Source organism: Acinetobacter lwoffii, from assembly GCF_024129355.1.
GTDB classification, from domain to species: Bacteria; Pseudomonadota; Gammaproteobacteria; order Pseudomonadales; family Moraxellaceae; genus Acinetobacter; species Acinetobacter lwoffii_I.
In genome coordinates, this window is the sequence record NZ_JAMXXP010000006.1 from 86,051 (window position 1) to 101,701 (window position 15,651).

The following is a 15,651-nucleotide window of genomic DNA, read 5'->3' on the forward strand; positions in this document are numbered from 1 at the left end:
AATGAAAAGTGTTCAGCGAGGTTTTACGCTGATTGAGTTGATGATAGTTGTAGTAATTGTGGCAATTTTTGCTGCAATTGCTATTCCTAGCTATCAAGCGTATACACGAAAAGCGATTGCGGCAAAAGCACAACAAGAAATACAACTTTTAGCTGAACAATTAGAGCGACATAAAGGAAAAAATTTTAGTTATTTGAAGTTTGATCCAAGTTATATGTATAAAGATGTGAGTAGTACTGTTGTTGGCTATGACGCTACGAAGGCGATGCTGCCTTTACCTCTTGATGCAAATGGAAGCGGTATTCAATATCGAGTCTATCTCCGAGACGGCTCTGATCCGACTAAACTTTTATCAAACAATAGTGCTTTAGGACAGCAATGGGTGATTTTGGCTGAAGCAAACTCTAAAGTTAACTTAGGTTCAGGTTGTAATAGCTGTAATAGTGTACAAGAGCAAAACTACAACTTTATTTTAAGTAGTAAAGGTTTACGTTGTAAGACAAAGGGTAAATTAATTGCAAGCGAAACTTTAACAGTTGCCAATATGACAGCAGCTAAACCTTGTGGGGCGAATAGTGAAGATTGGTAATGGTTTTACTTTAATTGAACTTATGATTGTTGTTGCGATTATTGGTGTTTTAGCTGCCATAGCTTATCCATCATATGCTGAATATAAAATCCGTACGCAGCGTGTAGATGCTCAAAGTGAAATGCTCTTTATCGCTCAAAGAATGCAAGCGTATAAAGTAACGAATGGTACATTTAAAAATGCAACTGTAACTCAGCTATATGGTGGAGCTATTACACCAAAACAGGGGACAGCATTGTATAGTGTAGTGTTTGATCCTGCACCTACAGCAACTTCATGGACACTGGTAGCAAAACCTATTTCAGGAACTCAACAACAAGAAAATGGATGGTTATGCTTAAATGATCAAGGGCAGCGCTCTTGGTCAAAAGGTGTAACAAATTGCAACAACCTATCTGCTGTTTCAAAATGGGATGATAAATAAATTCAAAACTGCGGATAAATACGTTTTGATCTTTCATTCAGGGCAAAGTTCAAGTAAAATACTGCCCTCTATGAAAGGGGTTTGAGCTGTATCGATGGTCGGTACAAGGATAATCCGTAAAAACTATAAGGTTCTATCATGGTTGTTATTCGTCTTGCACGCGGTGGTGCTAAAAAACGTCCGTTCTATCAAATCATTGTGACTGATAGCCGTAATGCACGTGACGGTCGTTTCATCGAACGTATCGGTTTCTTCAACCCTACAGCTCAAGGTAAAGCAGAAAAACTTCGTTTAGATGCTGACCGTTTTGCTCACTGGGTTTCTCAAGGTGCTCAACCTTCTGATCGTGTTGCTTCTTTAGCTGCTCAAGCTAAGAAAGCTGCAGTTGCTGCATAATTTTTATATAAATTAGGTAGTAGCTTGCCCATGACACCAACACAGAATGTTCCCGAAGATCGTATTCAGATTGGACAGTTACGTTCAGCATATGGATTAAATGGGTGGCTCTGGGTCTATTCCAATACAGACCCCATGAGCAACATATTTGACTATCTGCCTTGGTACATTGAGACCAAAGCAGGTTGGCAAATTGTCGATGTAAAACGTTGGAAACCACATGGTAAAGGCCTGGTTGTTTCGCTGAAAGGTGTGAGTGATCGCACTGCTGCAGACGAACTGGTTGGCTCCAATGTCTGGATCTCTAAATCGCAACTGCCTCAAGCTGGTGTAGATGAGTATTACTGGTCTGATTTAAAAGGTCTAACTGTGTTAGGTCTGGACGATCAGGAGCAAGAAATCAATCTTGGTCAAATTTTTGAGCTGTTTGAAACAGGTGCTAACGATGTGATGGTGGTTCGCGCAACTGCCGACAGCATCGATGGCGAAGAGCGAATGATTCCATGGCATAAAGATGTGGTGCAACGCGTTGATCTTGAAGCTGGTCGTATCTACGTCAATTGGGGCGTAGATTACTAAGAATTTTTCGGAAATAAGGGAGTCTGCGATGTTCTTTGCAGTCATTACGCTTTTTCCTGAAATGTTTGAAGCGATTACAGCCTATGGTATTAGCGGGCGCGCAGCAAAACGTGAGTTGATGCAAATTCATTGTATCAATCCTCGCGATTATGCGACGGGCAACTATAAACGGGTGGATGAACGTCCATTCGGTGGTGGTCCGGGTATGGTGATGATGGCTGAGCCTCTGGCAAAAGCAATCCAGCATGCCAAAGAGCTTGCAACGCAAGCGGGTGCAGTTCAGGTTCCTGTGGTGTATATGTCACCGCAAGGACAGACCTTAAACGAAACTGCGGTACAGGATTTTGTCAAATATGATGGAATCATTGTACTGTGCGGACGTTATGAAGGCGTCGATGAACGTTTGATCCAACAATATGTTGATCAGGAATGGTCAATTGGAGATTACGTCTTGTCGGGTGGTGAACTGCCTGCGATGGTTTTATTGGACAGTATTATCCGGAGACTTCCGGGTGCCATGTCTGATGAACAGTCACACGTGCAAGACTCATTTGTGGATGGTCTGCTAGATTGCCCACAATATACCAAGCCAGATCATTTTGAAGGTTTGGATGTGCCTGAGGTGTTAAAGTCCGGGCATCATGCCAATATTGAAAAATGGCGGTTTTTGCAGCGATATCAGCGTACACTTGAACGCCGCCCAGAGTTGGTGGAAAAAGTCGAGTTGACCAAGCAGCAGAAAAAATGGCTAAAAGATTTGTAAGATATTGATGAGTGATCATTTCTGTCTTCAAGCAAGTACTTAAAATTATTTAAGTATTCTTTAATAGGCTCTTTATGGTTGAGATGGTCAACTATAAAGGGAAAGATAATCGGGTGTATGCGCTTTAGCCTCTATACCCAGCGATGATCAGACCTCTTCTGACTCGCACATATTGGAGATACCCCATGAGCGGTAAGCATCCTTTAGTTCAAGTAATTGAAAACGCACAATTGAAACAAAACATCCCTGCTTTTGCACCAGGTGATACAGTTATTGTTCAAGTTAAAGTAAAAGAAGGCGACCGTGAGCGTTTACAGGCGTTCGAAGGCGTTGTAATTGCTAAGAAAAACCGTGGTTTGAACTCTGCGTTCACAGTACGTAAAATTTCTAGCGGTGTTGGTGTTGAGCGTGTATTCCAAACTCACTCTCCAATCGTTGCTGGTATCGAAGTGAAACGTCGTGGTGACGTTCGTCGTGCTAAACTTTACTACCTACGTGAATTGTCTGGTAAAGCTGCACGTATTCGTGAAAAATTACCAGCTCGTAAAACTAAAGCTTAATTTTAAGTTTTATACGAGTGAAAAAATGCGCCTTTGGGCGCATTTTTTTATGTCTGGCTATTTTAATAAATCATAAACCTTGCAGTTTTAAACGGTTGGCATGCTGACGATAGGCAGCAACTGGATCAGGCGCAAAGGTACCTTTAATGCCAAACAACAAGTTGATTTCATCCAGATGATTCCACGGGTAATCATCACGAATCGTTTTACCAAATTTGGCACTACATACCGACACAATTCCATCATTTGCGCCAGCCTTGCTCGCAGAAAGTAGATCCAAGGCTTTCATGGCGGCATCGCTGACATCTAGGGGATTGGTCACGGGTTGATTCCCGTCATTGAATACAGTGCAATGCCTTGGTCTGTATATTTGCCTTCACCACATGGGCTCAGCGAAAGCCCGAGTTTAAAGCGTTGGTTAAATTCGGCTGTGCCTTCAATCGACGTGCTGTGTCCTGCTGCCAGAGTATTATGTGGGAAAGCTTGACTGTCTAAGCCTTGTGCCCACATGATGACGTTGCCAAAACTGCTGATCAGGGTATTGAGCAGTTCAGATGTTCCGGTTTGATTAGCAAGTCGCATGACATCAGAGGCGACAATGGTGCCTTGGTTGGCACCCCCCACAGTCATCACGGAGGCTACATGTTGCGGTATCACCCCGGCTGCATAACGCACGCTATGCGCACCATGACTATGACCAATTAAATTCAGTTTTTTGGCGCCGGTGATTGCCATGACTTCTTTCAGTTGCTCCACATATTGTTCACCTCTGATTTCGCTGGAATTGAAAGGTGAGATGCGGGTGGCAAAGGCAGTTGAACCGTTACGGGCTAAATCTGGCAAAATTTGATACCAATAATCCATGCCTAAGGCATCAAAACCAATTCGATTAAAGCCGACCATGCCATGTGCAAATACAATCGGGTATTGTATTTTTGCATAATTGGACACGACAAATCTGGATTCTGCTTGCTGCAAATTGGAAGCCTGCACATATTGGCCCGCAAATAACACGCAGCATAAGGTTATAAAATGCGTTCTAATTTTCATAAAGTTCCATTTTGGCGGTTTAAAAATTAGAAAATCCCTGTGCATTGGGATGACAGGGATGAGATTGAATTACAGGCCTTGCAATTTGAGCCGGTTGGCATGCTGGCGATAAACATCGACTGGGTCTGGAGCAAAGATATTTTTTAATCCGAGGAACTGGTTCACTTCATCCAGATGGTTCCAGTTGTAGTTATCCCGAATGGTTTTACCGAATTTGGCACTACAGCGGGAGACCAGACCATCATTTTCCTTGCCGCCATCAATGAGTAGAGCTGTAACTGTCAAGGCTGAATCAGGATCGAGCGGATTGGTGACTTGACCTATACCGGTAAATGAATAATGACGAATATCACCGTCTTTTTCCTTACCTTCACCGCAGGCGGTGGTTGGCATACCGAGCGGATATTTCTGGTTGAATTGAGCGGATCCTGCCAGGGTCAGGCTGCTACCACCGGCCAGAGAATCATGCGGGAAACTGTTCGGATCCAACCCCTGTGCCCAGGTGATGGCCTTAGACACCAGGTTGATACCACCGACTAAAGGCCCTTGTATCGGTGTACCTTCTGCTTGCAGGATCAGGTCTCCAACCGGGGAGCCCTTATGCGGAGCACCGACAGAAGTCAGGGAAGCGACTATTCCATTCCCTGCACCTGCGACATAACGAATGGTCGGGCCGCCATGGGAATGACCGATCAGATTGACTTTCTTTGCACCGGTAATGGCCAGAATTTCATTTACCTGCTCTAAAAGTTGCTCACCCCGAATTTCCGATGAGTTAAAAGGCGAGACACGTGTTGCCCAGACATTGCCGCCATTACGCGCCAGATCCGGTAAAATCTGATACCAGTAATCCAGTCCAAACTGATCAGTACCGATCCGAATAAAGCCCGCCATGCCATGTGCAAAAACAATTGGATATTTGGTTTTCGCATAGCTGGAACTGGCTTTTGCAGTGACCTGACTGGCTTGGGTGGATGCCTGAGTACTGAGACATGTACCCACTAGCAGTAGACCAGTGATTAGTACTCCACATTTCATCATATTTTCCTCACTTTGTTGTTTTAACCGGATGATCCTCATCCCGTTGTGCAAAGTTCCCTTATTGCAGGAACTCAGTTTTCTATGCTGTTACGGTTATAAAGGTGCTACTTGATTAAAAAATAAGGGTCAGCCAATCGGGAAACCCACAGCAAAAACTTAAGTGATCTGTTATTTTTCTATTACAGCTTTCAGATCACGGTAAGCCAAATAAAAAAAGAATCAGAAAAAAAGCCTATATTTCACTGGAAATATAGGCACTCGCGTTATAAGCCCTGTAATTTGAGCCGGTTGGCGTGCTGGCGATAGAGCGCAACCGGATCTGGTGCAAACATTCCTTTCAGACCAAACATCATATTGGCCAGATCAGTATGGTTAAGTTTGTACTGGTCATTGATGACTTTACCCATGAACGCGCTACAACGTGACACCATGCCATCATTGTCTTTATTACCATACGATAAAGGGCCTAACTGCATCAGGATCGTATCAATATCCAGAGCATTGGTGGCTTGGGCTACGCCTGTCCAGGAATAGTAATGAATGCCTTTACTGTCTTTCTGTTTTAAATTTTTATTACAGTTTTCGGTGGAAGCCAGTACACCATCTTTCACCATTTGCTGTGCCACGGTGGCATTAAAGGTATTTGAACCGGTCTGGGTCAAGGATTTCATGGAAGCATCAAAATCAATTTCCAGTTCGGGCTTCAACTGGCCCAGCGCAATTAATGGTCCAACAATATAATCACCTAGAATGTTGAAGGCAGTATGGCTCAGGCTATTGTTCTGGATATCATCTGCGACTTTGGAACCGTGGTAGGTGCCTGCCACGCCGGTAATCGAAGCGATATACTGCGGTTGGGTCGCTGCAACATAGAGTACCGTCGGCCCACCATGGGAATGACCAATCAAGTTCAGTTTTTTCTTGCCGGTAATAGCCAGAACATCTTCAACCTGATGAATCAGTTGTTCACCGCGGTGCATCGTTGTGTTTGCCGGAGACAATTGTGCAGCAAATACGGTCGAACCATTACGAGCCATATCCGGCAGAATCTGATACCAGTAATCCAGTCCGATACTATCGGTACCAATGCGTGACCAGCCTAGCCAGCCATGTACCATCAAGATCGGATATTTGGTTTTGGCATAATCGGACTTGGTCTTTTCGATGACTTGTGTGGCACTTGCCGCTGCCTGGGTTTGTGCAGCAAAGCTTAAGCCCAAAGCCGCTGCTAAAGTCACAGTCAGTAACTGTGCTGTCTTGTTGAAAGTACGCATAACCGTCCCTTTTTAATTTTATCGTTATTCAAGCAATCATTGCTTTTCTAGAGTGATGTAGCCCACACCATCAGACGTTTTAAAATAAAATACATTCTTAGCCTTGAGTGGCTGAGCCATTTTTCTTTTGAAGAAGTGGTATTTTTTCACTTCAGAGGTCTAAAACCATGTCATTTGAGGACATGCAGGACAGGAGGGATTTACATTGTAAGTATATGTTTTATTGACAGATGTATTTAAATAAAAAGTCTTTGAAATAATTGAAATTTTTCTAAATTGTTTTGTGTAAATACGAAATATTTGGAAACAACTATAAAAGATCATTTTGAGAAAAAATATAAAGTTATCAAAAGGGCATTTATAAAAAAGCCATCAACAGGTGATGGCTTTTAGGCTTAGTCAGCAAAGGGCAGCTTGGCTCCCTGATCATGAACCTGTTCAAAGGTTTCTACCCGCAGCTGTTCTTGCGGTGTATTAAAATGTTTGCTGCGAAGCTGGGCAATGGCTTGCTGTTTGGCAGTATCGGACATGCCGGACTGGATAATCTGATCCCGTTCATCTAAATAGCCCGTCACCCGTTTTTTCCAGTCGCTGCGTTGTACATCCAGTTGTTCCAGTCGTTGTGTCGCTTCAGTACCGACCAGATTAATCCGCATTTGCCGGATTTCATCACGGGAACCGCCACGGGCTTTAATATCAGCGGTGAGTTTGCGCAGGTCTTCCAGTTTATTCAGTTGTTCCAGATTTTCCTGCCAGTCCTGCGGGAGTTGCTGAAACAGTGCTTTGAGCTTTTGGGCTTTTTCAGTTTCCGTTAAGCTTTTGTCTGCCAGTATGCTCATCCGGTCCAGGGTATATTCATGATAGGCATCTTCTGTGCCGAACAAGCCTTCAATCTCATACTTGGAAAAGTACTGCTGGCGCAAATTCTGGGTACTGTTATAGATACTGCGATAATAGGCAGGATCTTCCTGATTCAGCCCTGCCGGTACAGTGAGCTGGCCCAAACCCTGACGGTACTGGATATAACGATCCCATAAATCCAGAATTTGCGAAAGTACCGGTTCTTTATGATTCTGGCGAATATAGGCTTTAAAATCCTGCTGGATCTGCTGCAGATTTTTTTCACCGAACTGGGTAATAAAATATTCAAAACAGTTGCGGGTCTGTTCATTCACAATCAGACGATTGCTGGCATCTAACTGCATCTGACAATTAATTTCGGTATCTTGCTGACTGGCACTGGGGAAAGCTGCATTGGCAGGGCCATTGACCAAGAGCGCGGTTTGCTCTGCCTGAGTTTCAGTTAAAGGCATTTTTGTCCCAGTATCCGCCTGAGTATTTTCTTTTGGGGACAGCCATAAGATCAGTGTGAGTATGCACAGCACCAACAAAGTCAGAATGATCCATATTTTATATTTCTGCATATCCTATGCACCTATTTTCTCGTTATTTCATTATTTTTAGATAGTTAAGCTTTTTTAAAAGCGTTGAATTGTTCAAACCGGCTCAATATGCCATAAAAATCATTAGAAACTATAGAAAAGTTGTAAATCCTCTCGCAGGGTTTTACCATGGCGCCAATTTATAAAATGTCTGATTTTTTGCCATGAAAGCATCATCTCCTAAAATTCAGCGTCGTCATCTTAGTGGTGTCTTCCTGCTCAATAAACCTTTGGGTATCAGTTCTAATGCCGCATTGCAAAGAGTCCGCTGGTTGTACCGTGCACAAAAAGCCGGCCATACCGGTGCGCTGGATCCGCTGGCATCCGGTTTATTGCCTGTGTGTTTGGGGGAGGCGACCAAGTTTTCGCATTATTTATTAGATTCGGTCAAGCGTTATCAGACGACCGTATTTTTGGGGCATAGCACCACCACGGGTGATGTGGAAGGCGAAGTGCTTCTGGAAAAAGCAGTTCCTGAACTCTCGGAAGCCTTGATTCAGGACACATTGGCACAGTTTATCGGGGATATCCAGCAAGTGCCGCCGATGTATTCTGCCTTGAAAAAAGAAGGCCGTCCTTTATACGAACTGGCGCGCAAAGGTATCGAGATTGAACGTGAAGCACGTCCGATTATCATTTTAGCGATTGAGCTTTTATCCTTTACGGAGAACAGTATCACGCTGGATATTACCTGTTCTAAAGGCACTTATATCCGGGTATTGGGTGAAGATATTGCCAAAGTGCTGGGAACTTATGGCCATCTGACTTATCTGCACCGCATCAAAACCGGTCATTTTGATTTGATTCCGAGTTATACCATTGAATATCTGGAAAGCCTGAGCGAAGCAGAGCGTGACGCACTGTTGTTGCCGGCCTATGCACCGGTTGATCATTTTCCAAAAGTGCAGGTACCCGAAGGTCGTGCAGAATATTTTAGCCGCGGCATGGAAAGCAATATCGAACATGAAGCGGCTGAACAGGTACTGGTTTTTGATGGCGAGAAATGTCTGGGGCTGGCAGAAATCACCGACAAAAAACGTCTGGTACCCAAACGCGTCCTGAACCTCTAATCGAGTCAATATATGGAAATTGAGATCATCATCAGTCTGGTTGTCTTTGCATTTTTTGCAGGGGCGATTGATGCTGCCGTGGGCGGTGGTGGTCTGATCCAGATCCCGGCAATTATGGGGAGTTTACCGCATTTACAGCCTGCTACGGTCTTTGGCACCAATAAACTCGCGTCCATTTGTGGTACCGCTTCTGCGGCATTTTCCTATCTGCGTCAGGTAAAACTGCCCTGGTTGCTCTTAGGCGTGATTGCACTATGCAGTTTTGTCAGTTCTTTTATTGGTGCAGCCAGTGTTACGCTAATTCCAGTCGAGATCCTTAAGCCTTTTGTGCTGGTCATGTTGATCGTGATCGCAATCTATACCTTAATGAAAAAACAGTTTGGCCAAGTGCATACCGAACAAAAACTGAATCGGAAAATGCTGATTCTGGCTGCCTTGGGTAGTCTGGCGATAGGCTTTTATGATGGTATCTTTGGTCCGGGCACCGGCAGTTTCTTTATTTTCTTTTTTATTCGCTATTTAAGCGTCGACTTCCTGCATGCATCGGCCTTATCGAAAATTGCCAATTTCACCACCAACCTGGCCGCCTTAAGCTTTTTTATTCCCAGTGGCAATGTGCTGTTTATGGTCGGGGCAATGATGGCGGTAGCCAATATTTGTGGTTCCTTGGTCGGGGTACGTTTGGCATTTAAATATGGCAGTGGTTTTATCCGGATTTTATTCCTGATTCTGGTCAGTCTGCTGATTTGCCGGATGGCATACCAGATGTTTTTTTAGATATAAACCCGATGTAAATCATTCTCGATATTAAAATTTCTTAACAAATCACTGTATAAACTGCGTCTGAACCTGTTCTGAAAATCTTCTAGAATCAATGATATGAAAAATAAAACAATCGGAGAAATATCGGAATGACGACTATTTTTGAAGCATTAAGAGAAAGTCATGAGATTCAGCGTGATCTTGCAGAAAAACTATTACAGACTTCCGGGGATACACCAGAACGCCGCGAGCTGTTCAAGCAACTGAAAAATGAATTATTTGCGCATGAGGCTGCGGAAGACCGTTATTTTTATATTCCCTTGATGATGACCGATTCGGGCCTGAATATTACCCGCCATGCCTTGGCCGAACATCATGAAATGGACGAAATGATTGAGGAATTAACTGCAACTGAATTGAGTAATCCGGGCTGGATTGCCATGGCCAAAAAACTTTCCGAAAAGGTGCATCATCACTTAAAAGAAGAGGAACATGGTTTCTTCCAGCAAGCTGGTAAAATTCTGGATGAAGAGCAGAAGACCGTTTTAGCAGTGCAGTACAAGAATGAATACCAGCGTTATAAAGATATGAAAAAAGATATGCTGGTACAAAGCTAAACATCGAACAGCTGACATTTGATTAGCTACTTTTCCATAATTTATAACTCAAATTAGATGTTTGAGTTAATCGTTATGCATGTTTAGCTTTAGAAGCTGTACAGCCTCATTTTCTTAAAAATTTAAATGCTTTTGTGTAGGCAATCTCCCTACTTTGGAAAGACCCAAAGTAGGCAAAAGTCTTTTGTTACCCATACACGACGTCCTGTCGTGATGGGTAACATGTGGCATCCTTGCCACACTCGCATATCAAAAATATCTTCACTGCAACTCTGGCATCTGATCATCTTTTTATCTGGAGATATGGGATTTTTATCCATTCATTTCTTCTTTGGATTTATCTCAAAGGAAGAAAGTGAAAGAATTAATGCAAATATTTAGTCAGTTGTTTAGATTCTAATCAGCCTTTTAGGCATTCTTTTCTGCTGATCCTTGACGGGCGGCACGTACGGTCACACCGACGGAGGCCAGCATGATACAGACTAATGCTACCGTCTGAAGAAGCGTAATTTTTTCGCCCAATAGTATAAAACCGGTTAGTGCAGCCAAGGCGGGAGACAGGCTGGACAGGGTGCCATAGCTGGTCTTGTTTAAATGCTGCAAAGCTTTTAAGTCTAGCGCATATGGAATTGCTGTGGCCAGCACTGCAATGATAATCGCCTTGCCCCAATACTGGGTATCAATCAGCGCTGGTGCATTGTTATAGAGCCCAATCGGAAGCAGACACAGAGCTGAAATGCTAATTGCAATGGTCAGCGCATGCATGCCGATATTTTGCTGCACTACACGTTGCCCGAAGAAAATATACAGTGCCCAACATAAACCCGCACCTAAAGCACAGGCGGCGCCCAGAAGGTCGAAATTACTACTATTGGCCTGTCCCCATGGCACCATTAACGCAATGCCTAAAATGGCCATCAATACCCAAATATAATCACTACGATGTTTGATCGAGAGCAGGGCCAGACCCAAAGGACCAATAAACTCCAGACCGACTGCAATTCCCTGCGGTAATCTTCCCAGAGACAGATAGAATAAAATATTCATGACCCCTAAAGCGGCGCTATAGCAGAGTAAATCCCGCCATTTCAAAAAAGGCAACCGCTGAATGATTTTCCAGGAACGGAACATTACTCCAACAATAATTGCTGCAAAGCACAGCCTTAAAATGGTCACAGTGACCGGATCCAGCACACTAAACAGCTGTTTGGCAAAAGATGCACTGATCTGGTAGGAGGTCATGGATAAGACCATGAACAATACGGCAAGGAGTTGGACGTTTGGCATGGAAGCAGCTTCTACCCAGAGCGGGTGAAAATGAGAAATAGGGCAAAGTGAAATTATAGCAAACTGGTTAATTTTTAATGAGTAGGGCAAGGAAATATTTTGCCGAGGCGAACTTAAATTTTGATTCAATCAAGTTAAATTTTAGCCGGATCAAATATCTAAAGATTTTAAATTCAAAGTTAATCTTCTATGTAATTGCGGTTACAAATTAATCAATTTTTAAATTGATCTTGTTTTTATATTTATTAAAATATCTTAGACCTCGTGATTCGGGTTAGTTTTAAAATAACAATGAAAACATCTTAGATCCCGTGTTTCGGGACAGCATTAAAATAACAATATCAAATAATTAAGGTAGATAATAATGAAATTAAGAATACTCTCTTGCGCCATTTTTAGCTGCATGCTGGCAGCATGTGGTGGTGGTTCCGATAGTTCTGATAATAATGGACCAGTCACTAGTCAACCGGCACCCACCAATCCTGGAACCCCGGGTGATGGAGCATCAGACACCATTTCGGAATTCTATAACTATCAATTCAACTTACCGAATATTGATGGATCAGAGATGGAATCGCAAAAACTTCTGTTAGCCAGTCATAAAAATAAAATTACTGACGGCATATTATATGCGGATGATAACAGCGCTGTTGATACTGAATATGCGATTGAAGAGGATATGGTTTTTCCAATTTATGTCACAGAGCAAGGCGTGTTCCCTACAGATCGTACACTTACGACATTAGGTTATAAGCTAGAAAAAATATTAGAAAATACGACGACTCAATTTAAAAGTCGTCCTGTGACGATACCGGAGAACAATATCAGCAATCATCGACACATAGCGTGGTATGACTTATCAGGGAAAGCATTAACTGAACGTACCAATATTGCTGTGGTGAAAATGTATGATGATTCTGCGACCAGAGTGTTCTTTAACAGTGATAATACGACAGCTGAGCGTAAATACTATAATGAGTTTGCAACCAGTTTTGTCGATTTGCAAAAGGCCCGCAAATTCCCGAATGGATCTAAATGTTTCCGTCTTCTGGCTGAACATCCTGAAGAAGAATATATTGAATTTGATCCGGAAGTAAAAACTGGCTTTAGCACACTTGCTGAATGGCAGGCACAGCAGTCTGTCCAAGAAATGGCAAAAACGATTCTAGATGGCACGATGGCTAACTTGAAATATAAAAAGGCAGAATATAAAGACGATGCTATGCAATATTACAAATATTTCGGTGCGATCGAATATCAAGGTGGAATTTATTCAGTTGATTTCTCGGAACATGGGGAACATATTGATCACGACGACTATATTGCTCAATCAAGACAGGCTGCCTTGGATGACTTGAATCAACAAGAAGGTGTAACTTCTTTAATGATCAAATGGACGGAATATATGTATGATCAGCTTGCCTCTGGATGTGATGGCTATAATGCGACAGCAGCGACTGTATTAAATACTGCGATTAAAGACGCAACACCACGTTAAAATTTGAAAATAAGTGATCTTAAATAAAGGCGCTCTAGCGCCTTTATTTTTATTCAAGATTTCTGTCTTTGGGTCGTCACCGTACAACCCACTGAAGCACTGATAATCGTGGCCAATGCCAGCCACTGCGTCCACAACAAGGTTTCCCCCAAGAATACAAAACCTGACAGCGCGGCAATAGCGGGTTCCAGACTCATCAAGGTGCCGAAACTGAGTGCGCTTAAATTACGCAGTGCGATCATTTCCAGAGTGAAAGGCAGGGCACTGGCCAGTACTGCCAAAGCCACAAAATACAGCAAACTCATCGGTTCAAAAGTATGTGCCGGCATGCCTGCAAAGAGCGCAATCGGCATCAAAACCAGCATACCGACAAACATGCCCAAGCATACAGTATGATTGCCAGAAACGTCTGAAGGTCTTTGGCCGGCAACGATATATAAGGCCCAGCAAGCACCGGCACCTAGGGCAAATGCAATCCCGATCGGGTCAAGCGGCTGGGCAGCCTGATCAAAAGGGAATAGCAGAACCAGGCCCAGAATCGCCAGACCGACCCAGACAAAGTCGAATTTTTGCCGCGCATAAAACAGGGCAACACTTAAGGGGCCAATAAATTCAAAAGAGACAGCAATTCCCAGCGGCAGGCGATCAATCGACAGGTAAAACAGTAGATTCATGCCAGCTAGGGCAAGGCCATAACTGATAATGGCCGGCCACTTGATCTGTCTGAAATGGATTTTCCAAATTTTAAAAATCAGTGCCAAAATCATAGCGCCTAACAGCAGACGCATTGCGGAAACAGTCAGAATGGGAAATTGACCGAACAGATATTTGGCAAAGGAACCACTACTTTGCATACTGATCATGGCGATCAACAGAATCAGCGGCGCTTGCACCATCGGTGCAATTTTAAAATTCAGCATGACTAAATAGGTTTCGATTTCTCGAATAGCGGAAGAGCAGCATAAGCTGAAAAAGGTATTAAAAATACAAACCTTAAAAACAAAAAACCACAGCCCGAGAGCTGTGGTTTTTCTACAATATTGAATTAGAACAATACGCGTGCGCGGATTGTACCTTCAACATTCGAAAGCATATCAAGTGCTTCATGAGATGCAGCAGCATCGACATCCATCACCAGGTAACCGACATCGCCTTTAGTCATCAGTGACTGACCAGAGATGTTGATGCCTTGTTCAGCAAACAGGTTGTTGATTTTAGACAATACGCCCGGAATATTTTGATGGATGTGCAGTAAACGGTGTTTGCCTTCAGTCAATGGCAATGCAATTTCTGGGAAGTTCACCGCAGAAAGCGTCATACCCTTGTCAGAGTAAGCTACAAATTTCTCAGCGACTTCCAGACCGATGTTCGCTTGCGCTTCCATGGTCGAACCACCCACGTGTGGAGTCAGAATCACGTTTGGCAGGTTACGTAGTGGAGAAACGAATTCTTCACCATTGGCTTTCGGCTCTTTCGGGAATACGTCGACCGCAGCACCCGCAATGTGACCAGACTTGATCGCATCTGCCAGATCTTCAATTACGACACATGTACCACGTGCCGCGTTGATGAAGATTGAACCTTCTTTCATTTGCGCGAACTGATCTTTGGTCATGAAGTTACGTGTAGACGGAACATCAGGAACGTGTAGAGAAACCACATCGGCATTTGCCAAAAGTTCGCCCAAGCTACCGACTTGACGTGCATTACCTAAAGGCAATTTAGTCACTGTATCGAAATAGATCACTTTCATACCCATGCTTTCAGCAAGTACAGAAAGTTGTGAACCAATTGAACCGTAACCTACGATACCTAAAGTTTTACCACGTGTTTCGAACGAACCAACTGCAGATTTGTTCCAGCCGCCTGTGTGTGTATCTGCTGATTTTTCAGGTACACGGCGAAGGAGAAGAATTGCTTCAGCAAGTACAAGTTCAGCGACTGAACGCGTATTTGAGTAAGGTGCGTTAAAGACTGGAATACCGCGACGCATTGCAGCGTCCAGGTTCACCTGGTTGGTACCAATACAGAAACAACCGACAGCAATCAGTTTGTTCGCAGCTTCAAAGACTTCTTCAGTCAATTGAGTACGGGAACGAATACCGATGAAGTGAGCATCTTTAATCGCTTCTTTCAACGCTTCACCCTCAAGCGCAGTCTTACGATAATCGATGTTGGTATATCCAGCAGCATTTAGAGTGTCGATTGCATTCTGGTGAACGCCTTCTAACAACAAGAAACGGATTTTATCTTTAGGTAGAGATAGATGTTGGCTCATTACGGCTCCGCTACAAAGGCC

16 protein-coding genes and 1 pseudogene are annotated in these 15,651 nt (G+C 43.4%); 10 read left to right on the plus strand and 7 right to left on the minus strand.

Going from position 1 to position 15,651, the window contains the following annotated elements:
- The first annotated feature begins 1 nt into the window (after position 1).
- From NI468_RS16265 to rplS, 6 genes are all read left to right on the plus strand, one after another.
- A complete protein-coding gene (locus NI468_RS16265) occupies positions 2-589 on the plus strand; it encodes a type IV pilin protein (protein ID WP_276534268.1) in 588 nt (195 codons plus the stop codon).
- Entirely contained in the window at positions 582-1,013 is a 432-nt protein-coding gene (locus NI468_RS05405) for a type IV pilin protein (RefSeq protein ID WP_338149773.1), read from the plus strand. Before NI468_RS16265 ends, NI468_RS05405 begins: the two co-directional genes overlap by 8 nt.
- A gap of 138 nt (positions 1,014-1,151) precedes the next feature.
- Positions 1,152-1,409, plus strand: coding sequence for a 30S ribosomal protein S16 (gene rpsP, locus NI468_RS05410; RefSeq protein ID WP_004281198.1), 258 nt, complete (start codon positions 1,152-1,154; stop codon positions 1,407-1,409).
- A gap of 30 nt (positions 1,410-1,439) precedes the next feature.
- Complete coding sequence (gene rimM / locus NI468_RS05415; protein ID WP_253100477.1) at positions 1,440-1,988, plus strand: ribosome maturation factor RimM; 549 nt, start codon at positions 1,440-1,442, stop codon at positions 1,986-1,988.
- A 28-nt stretch (positions 1,989-2,016) separates the two neighbouring features.
- The gene (trmD, locus tag NI468_RS05420) at positions 2,017-2,751 is read left to right on the plus strand and encodes a tRNA (guanosine(37)-N1)-methyltransferase TrmD (RefSeq protein WP_253100480.1); all 735 of its coding nucleotides are present in this window, start codon (positions 2,017-2,019) and stop codon (positions 2,749-2,751) included.
- 185 nt (positions 2,752-2,936) lie between these two features.
- The gene (gene rplS, locus NI468_RS05425; RefSeq protein ID WP_004281205.1) at positions 2,937-3,311 is read left to right on the plus strand and encodes a 50S ribosomal protein L19; all 375 of its coding nucleotides are present in this window, start codon (positions 2,937-2,939) and stop codon (positions 3,309-3,311) included.
- Positions 3,312-3,381: 70 nt separating this feature from the next.
- On the opposite strand, the pseudogene NI468_RS05430 reads toward rplS, so the two are convergent.
- From NI468_RS05430 to NI468_RS05445, 4 genes and pseudogenes are all read right to left on the minus strand, one after another.
- A pseudogene (locus tag NI468_RS05430) lies at positions 3,382-4,361 on the minus strand (esterase/lipase family protein).
- A 69-nt stretch (positions 4,362-4,430) separates the two neighbouring features.
- The gene (locus NI468_RS05435) at positions 4,431-5,399 is read right to left on the minus strand and encodes an esterase/lipase family protein (RefSeq protein ID WP_253100558.1); all 969 of its coding nucleotides are present in this window, start codon (positions 5,397-5,399) and stop codon (positions 4,431-4,433) included.
- Between the two features lie 266 nt (positions 5,400-5,665).
- Complete coding sequence (locus NI468_RS05440) at positions 5,666-6,676, minus strand: esterase/lipase family protein (protein ID WP_253100483.1); 1,011 nt, start codon at positions 6,674-6,676, stop codon at positions 5,666-5,668.
- Positions 6,677-7,071: 395 nt separating this feature from the next.
- The gene (locus NI468_RS05445; protein ID WP_253100486.1) at positions 7,072-8,100 is read right to left on the minus strand and encodes a lipase secretion chaperone; all 1,029 of its coding nucleotides are present in this window, start codon (positions 8,098-8,100) and stop codon (positions 7,072-7,074) included.
- Positions 8,101-8,282: 182 nt separating this feature from the next.
- Between NI468_RS05445 and truB the strand changes: the two genes are divergently transcribed.
- The 3 genes from truB (at position 8,283) to NI468_RS05460 (ending at position 10,567) form a co-directional block, all read left to right on the plus strand.
- Positions 8,283-9,188 carry a tRNA pseudouridine(55) synthase TruB gene (gene truB, locus NI468_RS05450; protein WP_005248300.1) on the plus strand — a complete coding sequence of 302 codons (906 nt, stop codon included), beginning with the start codon at positions 8,283-8,285 and terminating at the stop codon, positions 9,186-9,188.
- Positions 9,189-9,200: 12 nt separating this feature from the next.
- The gene (locus NI468_RS05455) at positions 9,201-9,965 is read left to right on the plus strand and encodes a sulfite exporter TauE/SafE family protein (RefSeq protein ID WP_180037225.1); all 765 of its coding nucleotides are present in this window, start codon (positions 9,201-9,203) and stop codon (positions 9,963-9,965) included.
- Between the two features lie 134 nt (positions 9,966-10,099).
- On the plus strand, positions 10,100-10,567 hold the full coding sequence (locus tag NI468_RS05460) for a hemerythrin domain-containing protein (RefSeq protein ID WP_253100489.1): 468 nt from the start codon (positions 10,100-10,102) through the stop codon (positions 10,565-10,567).
- A 408-nt stretch (positions 10,568-10,975) separates the two neighbouring features.
- Here the strand turns inward: NI468_RS05460 and NI468_RS05465 are convergent, their stop codons facing one another.
- Complete coding sequence (locus tag NI468_RS05465) at positions 10,976-11,854, minus strand: EamA family transporter (protein ID WP_253100492.1); 879 nt, start codon at positions 11,852-11,854, stop codon at positions 10,976-10,978.
- 364 nt (positions 11,855-12,218) lie between these two features.
- Between NI468_RS05465 and NI468_RS05470 the strand changes: the two genes are divergently transcribed.
- On the plus strand, positions 12,219-13,352 hold the full coding sequence (locus tag NI468_RS05470; RefSeq protein ID WP_253100495.1) for a hypothetical protein: 1,134 nt from the start codon (positions 12,219-12,221) through the stop codon (positions 13,350-13,352).
- 53 nt (positions 13,353-13,405) lie between these two features.
- On the opposite strand, the gene NI468_RS05475 is transcribed toward NI468_RS05470, so the two are convergent.
- Positions 13,406-14,272 (minus strand): EamA family transporter, encoded by an 867-nt coding sequence (locus tag NI468_RS05475; protein ID WP_253100498.1) that lies wholly within the window; start codon positions 14,270-14,272, stop codon positions 13,406-13,408.
- Positions 14,273-14,397: 125 nt separating this feature from the next.
- On the minus strand, positions 14,398-15,630 hold the full coding sequence (gene serA / locus NI468_RS05480; RefSeq protein ID WP_005108551.1) for a phosphoglycerate dehydrogenase: 1,233 nt from the start codon (positions 15,628-15,630) through the stop codon (positions 14,398-14,400).
- Positions 15,631-15,651: the final 21 nt, after the last annotated feature.

Coding starts and splice junctions, on each gene's coding strand:
- rplS (WP_004281205.1), top strand. CDS start 2,937: ATGAGCGGTAAGCATCCTTTAGTTCAAGTAATTGAAAACGCACAATTG.
- trmD (WP_253100480.1), top strand. CDS start 2,017: ATGTTCTTTGCAGTCATTACGCTTTTTCCTGAAATGTTTGAAGCGATT.
- rimM (WP_253100477.1), top strand. CDS start 1,440: ATGACACCAACACAGAATGTTCCCGAAGATCGTATTCAGATTGGACAG.
- truB (WP_005248300.1), top strand. CDS start 8,283: ATGAAAGCATCATCTCCTAAAATTCAGCGTCGTCATCTTAGTGGTGTC.
- serA (WP_005108551.1), bottom strand. CDS start 15,630: ATGAGCCAACATCTATCTCTACCTAAAGATAAAATCCGTTTCTTGTTG.
- NI468_RS05455 (WP_180037225.1), top strand. CDS start 9,201: ATGGAAATTGAGATCATCATCAGTCTGGTTGTCTTTGCATTTTTTGCA.
- NI468_RS05435 (WP_253100558.1), bottom strand. CDS start 5,399: ATGAAATGTGGAGTACTAATCACTGGTCTACTGCTAGTGGGTACATGT.
- NI468_RS05445 (WP_253100486.1), bottom strand. CDS start 8,100: ATGCAGAAATATAAAATATGGATCATTCTGACTTTGTTGGTGCTGTGC.
- NI468_RS05475 (WP_253100498.1), bottom strand. CDS start 14,272: ATGCTGAATTTTAAAATTGCACCGATGGTGCAAGCGCCGCTGATTCTG.
- NI468_RS05465 (WP_253100492.1), bottom strand. CDS start 11,854: ATGCCAAACGTCCAACTCCTTGCCGTATTGTTCATGGTCTTATCCATG.
- NI468_RS05470 (WP_253100495.1), top strand. CDS start 12,219: ATGAAATTAAGAATACTCTCTTGCGCCATTTTTAGCTGCATGCTGGCA.
- NI468_RS05440 (WP_253100483.1), bottom strand. CDS start 6,676: ATGCGTACTTTCAACAAGACAGCACAGTTACTGACTGTGACTTTAGCA.
- rpsP (WP_004281198.1), top strand. CDS start 1,152: ATGGTTGTTATTCGTCTTGCACGCGGTGGTGCTAAAAAACGTCCGTTC.
- NI468_RS16265 (WP_276534268.1), top strand. CDS start 2: ATGAAAAGTGTTCAGCGAGGTTTTACGCTGATTGAGTTGATGATAGTT.
- NI468_RS05460 (WP_253100489.1), top strand. CDS start 10,100: ATGACGACTATTTTTGAAGCATTAAGAGAAAGTCATGAGATTCAGCGT.